12 protein-coding genes and 1 pseudogene are annotated in these 8,565 nt (G+C 68.8%); 7 read left to right on the top strand and 6 right to left on the bottom strand.

Annotated elements, in window-relative coordinates:
* Window positions 1-253: pseudogene (locus G6019_RS08855) on the top strand (DEAD/DEAH box helicase); the annotation flags it as partial.
* Window positions 254-342: 89 nt separating this feature from the next.
* A complete protein-coding gene (locus G6019_RS08850; RefSeq protein ID WP_182627438.1) occupies window positions 343-1,233 on the top strand; it encodes a hypothetical protein in 891 nt (296 codons plus the stop codon).
* Here the strand turns inward: G6019_RS08850 and G6019_RS08845 are convergent.
* The gene (locus G6019_RS08845) at window positions 1,190-2,125 is read right to left on the bottom strand and encodes a hydrogen peroxide-inducible genes activator (RefSeq protein WP_107756407.1); all 936 of its coding nucleotides are present in this window, start codon (window positions 2,123-2,125) and stop codon (window positions 1,190-1,192) included. The two genes, G6019_RS08850 and G6019_RS08845, sit on opposite strands and share 44 nt — an antisense overlap.
* A gap of 154 nt (window positions 2,126-2,279) precedes the next feature.
* Between G6019_RS08845 and G6019_RS08840 the strand changes: the two genes are divergently transcribed.
* From G6019_RS08840 to G6019_RS08830, 3 genes are all read left to right on the top strand, one after another.
* Window positions 2,280-2,876 (top strand): peroxiredoxin, encoded by a 597-nt coding sequence (locus G6019_RS08840; RefSeq protein WP_107756406.1) that lies wholly within the window; start codon window positions 2,280-2,282, stop codon window positions 2,874-2,876.
* A complete protein-coding gene (locus G6019_RS08835; protein ID WP_107756405.1) occupies window positions 2,873-3,397 on the top strand; it encodes a carboxymuconolactone decarboxylase family protein in 525 nt (174 codons plus the stop codon). The genes G6019_RS08840 and G6019_RS08835 overlap by 4 nt, the downstream gene beginning before the upstream one ends.
* 188 nt (window positions 3,398-3,585) lie before the next feature.
* A complete protein-coding gene (locus tag G6019_RS08830) occupies window positions 3,586-4,413 on the top strand; it encodes a hypothetical protein (protein ID WP_107756404.1) in 828 nt (275 codons plus the stop codon).
* A 125-nt stretch (window positions 4,414-4,538) separates the two neighbouring features.
* Here the strand turns inward: G6019_RS08830 and G6019_RS08825 are convergent, their stop codons facing one another.
* The 4 genes from G6019_RS08825 to dut form a co-directional block, all read right to left on the bottom strand.
* Window positions 4,539-5,138: a DUF3159 domain-containing protein gene (locus G6019_RS08825; RefSeq protein WP_228548903.1), complete on the bottom strand. Its 600-nt coding sequence runs from the start codon at window positions 5,136-5,138 to the stop codon at window positions 4,539-4,541.
* Between the two features lie 122 nt (window positions 5,139-5,260).
* On the bottom strand, window positions 5,261-5,659 hold the full coding sequence (locus G6019_RS08820) for an OB-fold nucleic acid binding domain-containing protein (protein WP_107756402.1): 399 nt from the start codon (window positions 5,657-5,659) through the stop codon (window positions 5,261-5,263).
* A gap of 27 nt (window positions 5,660-5,686) precedes the next feature.
* Window positions 5,687-6,562, bottom strand: a complete 876-nt coding sequence (locus G6019_RS08815) for a DUF3710 domain-containing protein (RefSeq protein WP_182613374.1) — start codon at window positions 6,560-6,562, stop codon at window positions 5,687-5,689.
* A gap of 79 nt (window positions 6,563-6,641) precedes the next feature.
* Window positions 6,642-7,118, bottom strand: coding sequence for a dUTP diphosphatase (dut, locus tag G6019_RS08810; protein WP_107756400.1), 477 nt, complete (start codon window positions 7,116-7,118; stop codon window positions 6,642-6,644).
* A gap of 53 nt (window positions 7,119-7,171) precedes the next feature.
* Between dut and G6019_RS08805 the strand changes: the two genes are divergently transcribed.
* The gene (locus tag G6019_RS08805; protein ID WP_231750550.1) at window positions 7,172-7,678 is read left to right on the top strand and encodes a DUF3093 domain-containing protein; all 507 of its coding nucleotides are present in this window, start codon (window positions 7,172-7,174) and stop codon (window positions 7,676-7,678) included.
* A 4-nt stretch (window positions 7,679-7,682) separates the two neighbouring features.
* Here the strand turns inward: G6019_RS08805 and G6019_RS08800 are convergent, their stop codons facing one another.
* Entirely contained in the window at window positions 7,683-7,985 is a 303-nt protein-coding gene (locus tag G6019_RS08800) for a DUF4193 domain-containing protein (protein ID WP_107756399.1), read from the bottom strand.
* Between the two features lie 269 nt (window positions 7,986-8,254).
* Here G6019_RS08800 and G6019_RS08795 point away from each other — a divergent pair.
* On the top strand, window positions 8,255-8,565 hold a 311-nt coding region (locus G6019_RS08795), incomplete at its 3' end, for a LytR C-terminal domain-containing protein (RefSeq protein ID WP_304506199.1).

The following is an 8,565-nucleotide window of genomic DNA, read 5'->3' as shown; positions in this document are numbered from 1 at the left end:
CGACACCGCCGGGGTGGTGGCGGCGGTGGTCAGACCGTCCGAGGTCGCCAGGATCAGTGCGCTCGCGCGCGAGGTGGGCATGACCGTCGAGGTCGTCGACCCCACCGGACCACGCGCCGATGCTCTGCTCGACGACCTCTTCGGGCCGGAGATCACGCCACCCCGGCGTCGGCGGGAACCCGCTCCCCCGGCGCGGTCCCGACGGCCGGCCCGGTCCCGGGTGCACCGCCCCAAGAAGAAGCCACGTACGTGACCGGGAGCGGTCGCACACCCGACGTCGTACTCCTGCCCGAGGCCCTCTGGCGCGCGCTGGAATTCCGGCATACCGGGACCGTGGATTCGGTGACCGGAGATCACCTCGAGCGACGACGACGAGGTGAGCCCCACCCGGTCGCGGACTTCCTCTTCACCTACTACCGGACGAGCGTCGCCACCGTCCGTCGCTGGCACCCCGGCCCCGGCATCATCCTGGAGAACGCCCACCTGACCGAGCAGGTCGACTGGCGCCACTACGAGCGGGCCTCACTCCACGGCCGGACCGGTCTGATCGTGAACCCCGAATCCGTCCTGGCCCGCTGCGCCCCGCGGATCGCGCGAGCACGCGCGATCGTCGAGGCCACCGCCTCGAGGCCCGGTGCCATGGGGTGCTTCGGTCTCCACGAATGGGCAATGCTCTACCGCAGTGGAGACGACGACGTCCGCCACCGCCAGGTCCCTCTACGGGTGTCGCATGCGCGGATCGACGAGGTCGTCGAGGAATCCCGGCTGCGATGCACCCACTTCGACGCACTTCGGTTCTTCACCGAGCCGGCCGTCTCCCTCAACCAGCACGCGCTCTCCCGCGAGGCGCAGGTCCGACACGAGCAGCCGGCCTGTCTGCACTCCGGCATGGATCTCTACTCGCACGTCGCGGCCATGGAGGCCGGTGCGCCTGGCGAGCTCCTGCGGGACTCGCTGGTCGCCGCATTCGACGCCCGCGAGGTCGACATGAGGTCCTCCCCGTATGACCTCTCCGCCTGGGGACTGGATCCGATCCCGGTGGAGTCGCCCGAGGGGCGTGCGATGTTCGTCGCCCACCAGCGTGCGTGGGTACGACGGACACAGGCGCTACGGGCCCGCTTCCTGAAGGCGGTCCGGCGCCTGGAGTCGTCGAGACCGGACCCGTCGGTCGACAGCGACGGACGACCCGTCAGGCGGGAACCGCACCGAACAGCCGCTGGGCGACCCCGGTGATCACGCTGCCGAGTTCGGTGTAGGCGTCGTCGTCGGCGGTTGCCGTTCGGAGCACCAGGCCCATCGTCCGGCCGGGGGCGGGCTCGCGGAACCTGGCCACTCCGAGTCCTGGGTCGCGGCTCTCGGACACCACTGCGGACTCCGGAACGATCATCACCCCGAGTCCCCCCGCGACGCATCTCACCGCCGTGGTCAGGGACGCCGCGCGCGACCCGCCACGGCCCAGGATCGGAGCCGAGACCCGCCGACACAGGTCCACCGTCTGGTCGCGCAGGCAGTGCCCCTCGTCGAGCATGAGGAGGGGCAGATCCACGAGCGCCTCCAATGAGAGGTCCTCCCGCCCGTCGAGCGGGTGGCCGGCCGGGACGAGGAGCGCGAACGGCTCGGTGTACAGCGGCATGCCCGCCGCGCCCGCCGCGTCTGTCGGCAGGGCCATGATCGCCACGTCGAGCGCACCCGATCGCAGCTGCTCGAGCAGTCGCGCGGTCTGGTCCTCGACGATCCGCGGCCGCAGATCCGGGAAGCGGTCGGTAAGAGCGGGAAGAAGCCCCGGCAGCAGGTACGGGGCGGCCGTGGGGATCACACCGATCCGGACGTCCCCCGACATCGGGCCGCCGCTGCCCGCGGCGATGTCAGCCACGGCGTCCATCGCACCCACCGCCGCCCGCGCGAACGGGAGGAGTTGGTGCCCGACCGGTGTGACGAGCACGGTCCTGGTGCTGCGTTCGACCAGATGGACCCGCAACCCCTCCTCCAGTGTCGCGAGGGCCTGGGAGAGGGAGGGTTGACTCATTCCCAACTCCTCAGCTGCACTTCGGAAGTGAAGGCGTTCCGCGACGGCGAGGAACACCCTGAGCTGTGTCACGCTCGGAACGAACCGCTGATTGGCCATGTCGATGAGTGTAGAGCGATCGATAGCCCGCCGTCGATGATTATTTGCTCCCCCCTATAAGTGATCTTGGCCTCATTAGGCTTTACCTCTTACCGGATGTCCGGCATAGTCTCTGCTGCCCGTTGAATGACGGCCACCAACTTCAGGAGGACACATGGCTATTCTCACCATCGGTGACCAGTTCCCCGACTTCACTCTCACCGCGCTCAAGGGCGGGGACCTCCAGCAGGTCAACGCCCAGCAGCCCGAGGACTACTTCGAGACGATCACCAACCAGTCCTACGCCGGCAAGTGGCGCGTGATCTTCTTCTACCCGAAGGACTTCACCTTCGTGTGCCCCACGGAGATCGCCGCGTTCGGCAAGCTCGACGAGGACTTCCAGGACCGCGACACGCAGATCCTCGGCGGTTCCATCGACAACGAATTCGCGCACTTCAACTGGCGCGCGACCAACGACGAGCTCAAGGGTGTGCCGTTCCCGCTCCTGTCCGACATCAAGCACGAGCTGATCCGTGAGCTCGGTGTGGAGAACGCGGACGGGGTCGCCGACCGGGCCACCTTCATCGTCGACCCGGACAACGTCATCCAGTTCGTCTCCGTGACGCCGGACGCCGTGGGCCGCAACGTGGACGAGGTGCTCCGGGTGCTCGACGCGCTCCAGTCGTCCGAGGTCTGCGCCTGCAACTGGCAGAAGAACGACCCGACGAAGAACATCAACAAGATGGACATGCTGCAGGAGGGGATCAAGTGAGCATCGAGAACCTGAAGTCCGGACTCCCCGAGTTCGCGAAGGATCTCAAGCTCAACCTCGGCTCACTGGCGCGTTCCACCGAGCTGACCCCCCAGCAGCTGTGGGGCACCTTCCTGGCCACCGCCGCGGCGACCCGGTCGGAGACCGTGTTGTCCGAGATCGCCGATGAGGCGCGCGAGCACCTGACCGAGGAGGCGTTCAACGCCGCCCTGGGCGCCGCGTCCATCATGGCCATGAACAACGTGGTCTACCGCGCCAAGGAGTTCCTGGGCGACGACTACACCCAGGTCCGGATGGGCCTGCGGATGAACATCATCGCCAACCCTGGCGTGGAGAAGGCAGACTTCGAGCTCTGGTCCATGGCCGTCTCGACCATCAACGGCTGCGAGAACTGCACCGCCGCGCACGATGACGTCATCCGCAAGGAGGGCATCACCAAGGAGCAGGCCTGGGAGGCCGTCAAGATCGCCGGCACCGTGGCCGGGGTCGCTCAGGCTGTGGAGATCCACGCCAACGTCTGACACCCCGTTCCGGACACCGGAGACAGAGCCCCGTCGACATCCTCGACGGGGCTCTGTCGTGTGACCTGCCTTTCCCCTGAAGTGCCTCTCCCAAAAACGCCGTGGCGGGACTAGGTTCGGACGCGGATAAGTGGAAATATCATTCACACCAGTTCCGCGCCACCGAACCGACGAGAGATGGAGATGCCATGACCACCGGAGGCACACCGCCGCAGGGCGGGTACCCGAACGATCCGAACGGCCCCGGCCCTACCCACCAGAGCTGGGGCGGGGAGCCATACGGAGCCCAGGGTGACGCCCAGGGCTTCGGTCAGCAGCCCTACGGGGGCCACGGTTACGGGGACGCCTACCCCCAGTCCGGCCCGGCAGACGGGACGATGATGTCCGGCAAGGTGTCCGCGACCGACGCCATCGGCGCGGGCTGGCAGATGTTCAAGAACAATCCCCTGCCGTGGGTTCTGATCATGCTGATCATGTTCGTCGCCAACGGCGTGGGGAGCTGGATCCAGAACTCGCAGTCGGAGTCGGTGGCGTTCCTGGGCTCGATCCTCACGATCGCGGTGAGCCTGGTGTTCCAGGCCTTCCTCATCCGGGGCGCCCTGCTCGAGGTCGACGGCCACAAGCCGGAGATCGGCGACTTCTTCAAGCTGCACAATTTCGGGGCGTTCGTCCTCGCGGCGATCCTCGTGGCCATCGCGACGACCATCGGGTTCATCCTGCTGATCATCCCCGGGATCGTGGTCGCGTTCTTCCTCTACTGGACTCTCCACTTCGTCGTGGACCGCAACATGACCGCCATCGACGCGATGAAATCCAGCGTCAACGCGATCAAGTCCGATGCCGGCAACCTCTTCGCCCTCGCCCTGCTCAACATCCTCATCGTCATCGCCGGTGCCCTGGCCCTGCTCGTCGGGTTGCTGGTGGCGGCCCCTGTCGCCGCCCTGGCATCCGTGTACGCCTATCGCACCATCACCGGTCCGAGCGACTTCTCGCGCATGGCCACCAGCGCGGTCTGATCGCCGCGTCCCGTGCACTTGCGGGCGACCGGTGACCCGCTCCCACGGGAACTGCCCCCGACGATTCCGTCGGGGGCAGTTCTCGTGTGCACGGCGGCAGCCCTCTCCCACTGGTGGATCGGGGATCACTCGTCGGAGGCGTCCCGGGCCGCAGCGGGCTCGTTCTCATGGGCCATCGCCCGTCGGACAGCCCAGATCGTCGCGGCGAACGCCACCAGGGCCAGCGGCCACCCCATGGCTATCCGCGCGGCCCCGAGCCAGTTGACCTCGTCGTTCAGGTAGAGCGCGTACTGCAGGACGGCACGGATCGCGAAGAGCCCGGCCCAGATCCAGGTGGCGATGGCGTACCACCGTCGCGCATGCGGGTTCCGACGCCACGCCATCCCCCTACCGTCGATCAACCCCCAGATCACGCCGACGAGTGGCCAGCGCACGAGCGCGGACAGCGCGAACGCCCCGCCGTACACCGCCTGCGTGATGATGCCGTAGAGGAAGTACCCCTTCGCGTCGCCTGTCCGCCAGGCGATCAGCACACCGATCGCGACACCGATGAACCCGGAGATCGCCGGCTGGGGGTTCTCCCGTCTGACCAGGGACCATGCCAGCATGGCGACCGCCACACCGAGCGCGGCCCAGATCGCCACCGTCAGCCCCCAGAACCCGTTGACCGGGACGAAGGTCAGGATCGGGATCGAGGAGTAGACGAGCCCGCGGACACCGCCCATCTGCTCGAGCAGCGAGGCGTCCGGGTCACCGAACGCGGACTTCCGCTCAGGTGGCGTGTCCACGGCGGGGGCGTCCCCGGTGTTCTCGGTGGAGGCCTGATCCCCCGCGCGTTCAGACTCGGTCACGCTTCTCCTCCGCGTCCCGCGCCCGGTTGTCCGCTGAGCAACTCGTAGCGTGGATTGAACATGATCTTCTGGCCGGACCGGACGCCGATGCGGCCGGTCACCTTGATGAACCGGCCGGTGTCGATTCCCGGAATCGATCGACGCCCCAGCCAACAGACGTCGACAGCCCCCGTGCCGTCGTAGACCTCCGCGGTCACACCCAGGAACTGCTCTCCCCCGCCGGACAAGACCGTGCGCACCCGCCCGACCAGAGTCACCAGTTCACCTCGCTGCGCACTCTCGACGGGCGAGCTGCAGAGTCCCTGCACCCGCCCGGCCAGGTCCACGGCGTCGAGGGACTCGAGCGGCGCGGTCAGGCGGGACGAGAGTCCTTTGAACATCCGCGTGACGGACATGGCTTGCCTCTCAGCGCGTGGGCGGGGTCAGAGGTCGTCGGAGGTGCGGAGTCGGTCCATGGCGCCGGCGTCTCTGCGCGGGGGCGACCCGGGCTGCTGCTGGGCCTTGCCCGGTGACGGTGTTGACGGCGGGGCCTGGGGAGACGAGGGGGCCTGGGACTGTGCGGCCTGGGCCTGGTTCTGTGCGGCCTGGGGCCGGACCTGCGGCGCGGCCTGACCCTGCTGACCCGCCGCCATCTGCTGCTGGTAGGCCTGCGCCTGCTGCTGCGCCGCGAGTTGCGACTGCGCCTTGACCAGCGCCTGCTGGATCTCGTCGGGGATGGTCAGGGGCAGCGCCTCGCGGACCGGCATCGGCCCGTCACCACGGTTGATCATGAGGTGCGCGAAGACCTCCCGGCCCTCCTCTGCGGCCTGCTCGGCCAGCTCCGGGGTGGCCATGATGCGCACCTCGGCGGTCCACCTGTGCCCGTCGACCCCGATGGCGCGGAAGACGGCGCCCGGCATCGCGGCGACCAGTTCACGACCCCACGGGCCGTCGACGACGGTCACCTCCGCTCCCTGCGCCTCGAGTTGCTCCCGCATGCCCGCGACCATGGTCCGCCACTGCCCTGCGGACTTCGGCGCGGCGAAGGCGCGCGGGATGACCCGGGAGACGGAGGTCACCACGTGGAATTCCGGCTGACCGTTCGGGTCCAGCGCGACGTTCAGATCGCGCCCCTTGGGGACGCCGATCACCAGGGAACCGAGATCGATGTGTCCGTAACCGAGGTCGGTGTAGTACCGCGCCACGTCCCCGACCGAGGAGCGGTCGTGTGGACCGGTCGTGGACGGTGCGGAGTCCGCGGGCTCCGCGGGGGCGGCGGCGACGCGGTCCCCGGTCACCGACTTCTTGCGTCCGAACATGGTCGAATCCTCTCCGCGTACGACCCGGTCCCGGACGGGACCGTGCCTCTTGACGCTACCCAACGTCGGATGGCGCCGGTCAGGCCAGGCGGTGGTGACCGCCGGTCGACCCGTGACCCCGGTCGCCCCGGGCGGTCTGATCGAGCTCGTCGACCTCGAGGACCTCCCAGAGTTCGACCCTCTGGATGAGCAACTGTGCGATCCGGTCTCCGCGGCCGATCCGCACCGGCTCGGACGGATCGAGGTTCACGAGGTTGACCTTGATCTCGCCCCGGTATCCCGCATCGACGGTCCCCGGGGCGTTGACGATCGAGAGACCCGCACGCGCGGCGAGCCCGGATCTGGGGTGGACGAGTCCCGCGTATCCGTCCGGGATGGCCACGGAGACCCCCGTGCCCACCAGTGAACGATGTCCGGGCTCCAGCACGAGATCCTCGGCGGAGTAGAGATCGATACCCGCGTCCGAGGGGTGGGCGCGGGACGGCACCGGGAGGCCCGTGTCCAACCTCCGTAGACGCAACGGCCCGCCTCCGGAGGAGTGATCCGGGTTGTTCATCGCTGTCCGCCCTCCTGCCGGGCTGAGCCCGGGTGATGGATAGTCTTGATCTCGTGACCGAAGATGATCTCCGACCGTCTCCCGACCGTGTCCCGCGTCCCGTTCACTCGGAACGATTGCGGGTACCGGGATGGTGGTGGCTCGTGCTGGCCGCCGTCACCGCCCTCGTCGTCGCGGTGGCCTCGATCCTGGGCGCCCCGTGGTGGCTGTGGCTCCTGTGCGTGGTCGTGCCCGCCCTGTTCGCCTGGCTCTTCATCACGGTCGGTCGCGAGAGTATCGAGGTCGAGTCCGACGGTCAGGGCGGAGGAACCCTCTATGCGGGCCGGGCGCGTCTGCCGTTCGAGGCGATCGCGCGCAGCGCCGTCGTGCCCGCGACCGCGAAGCAGGCCGCGATGGGCCGTCAGCTCGACCCGGAGGCGTTCGTCGTACATCGCGGTTACGTCCCCACCATGGTGATCGTCGTTCTGGACGACCCGCTGGACCCCACGCCCTACTGGCTGATCAGTACTCGCGACCCGGAGGGCCTCGCGGCCGCCCTGCCGGACACGCGCTATAGCTGAACGATCAGCCGGCGCAGTCCACGCAGATCGGCAGACCGTCCCTCTCCTCGGCGAACCGGCTGCGGTGATGGACGAGGAAACACTCGCCGCAGGTGAACTCGTTGTCCTGCTCGGGGATCACACGGACGGTGAGTTCCTCCCCCGAGAGGTCCGCCCCGGGGAGCTCGTAGGACTCGGCGGTGTCCGTCTCGTCGACGTCGACCTCGCCGGTGGCACCCTCCGCCCTTCGGGCCTTGAGTTCCTCCAGCGAATCGCCGGCCAGCTCGTCGGCTTCGGTCCGGCGGGGTGCGTCGTAGTCGGTTGCCATGTGTCTCTTCTCTAGCGGTCTGGTGACGAGGGGCGGACGGTGCGATCGTGGACCGACCGGCGCCCGCATATTAGCGGAATCCAGCAGGGATTTCATCCGCGCTGGCGGGCCGTGTCCCCGCCGGGCCCCCGGTCGCGCGGCGATTACAGTGATGGAGCGGACCCGGGCCGGGCTCCGACACCGTTTCCCCTGCAGGAAAGGCCCTCATGGTCGTCCACCTCAGCGCCCAGGCGACTCCCAGTCCGACCCCCGCTCGGGGGTTCGGTCGGATGCGCAGCCCCTACGTCCTGTTCGTGGTGGCCGCGCTGGTCCTCGGGTGTCTCGTGTGGGTGACCGCCCTGAGGGGAAGCGATGCGGCGACACAGGCCGCCGCCTGCCCGGTGACGCCGGCCGCGCAGGAGGCGGGCCTGGAGGAGCAACCCGCCGGTGCGCTCGACTCCGTCGAGCCGGCCGTGCTGTCGGACACGAGGATCCGGGTGCTCAACGCGAACGGGCAGAGCGGGCAGGCGGGCGCGGTCGCCGCCCAGCTCGCCGAGCGCGGATTCCAACCGGTGGGGGCCGACGCCACCGGCAATGACCC

Source organism: Dietzia sp. DQ12-76, from assembly GCF_014145045.1.
In the GTDB taxonomy this organism is placed as follows: domain Bacteria; phylum Actinomycetota; class Actinomycetes; order Mycobacteriales; family Mycobacteriaceae; genus Dietzia.
This window is presented reverse-complemented; position numbering and strand designations above follow the sequence as displayed.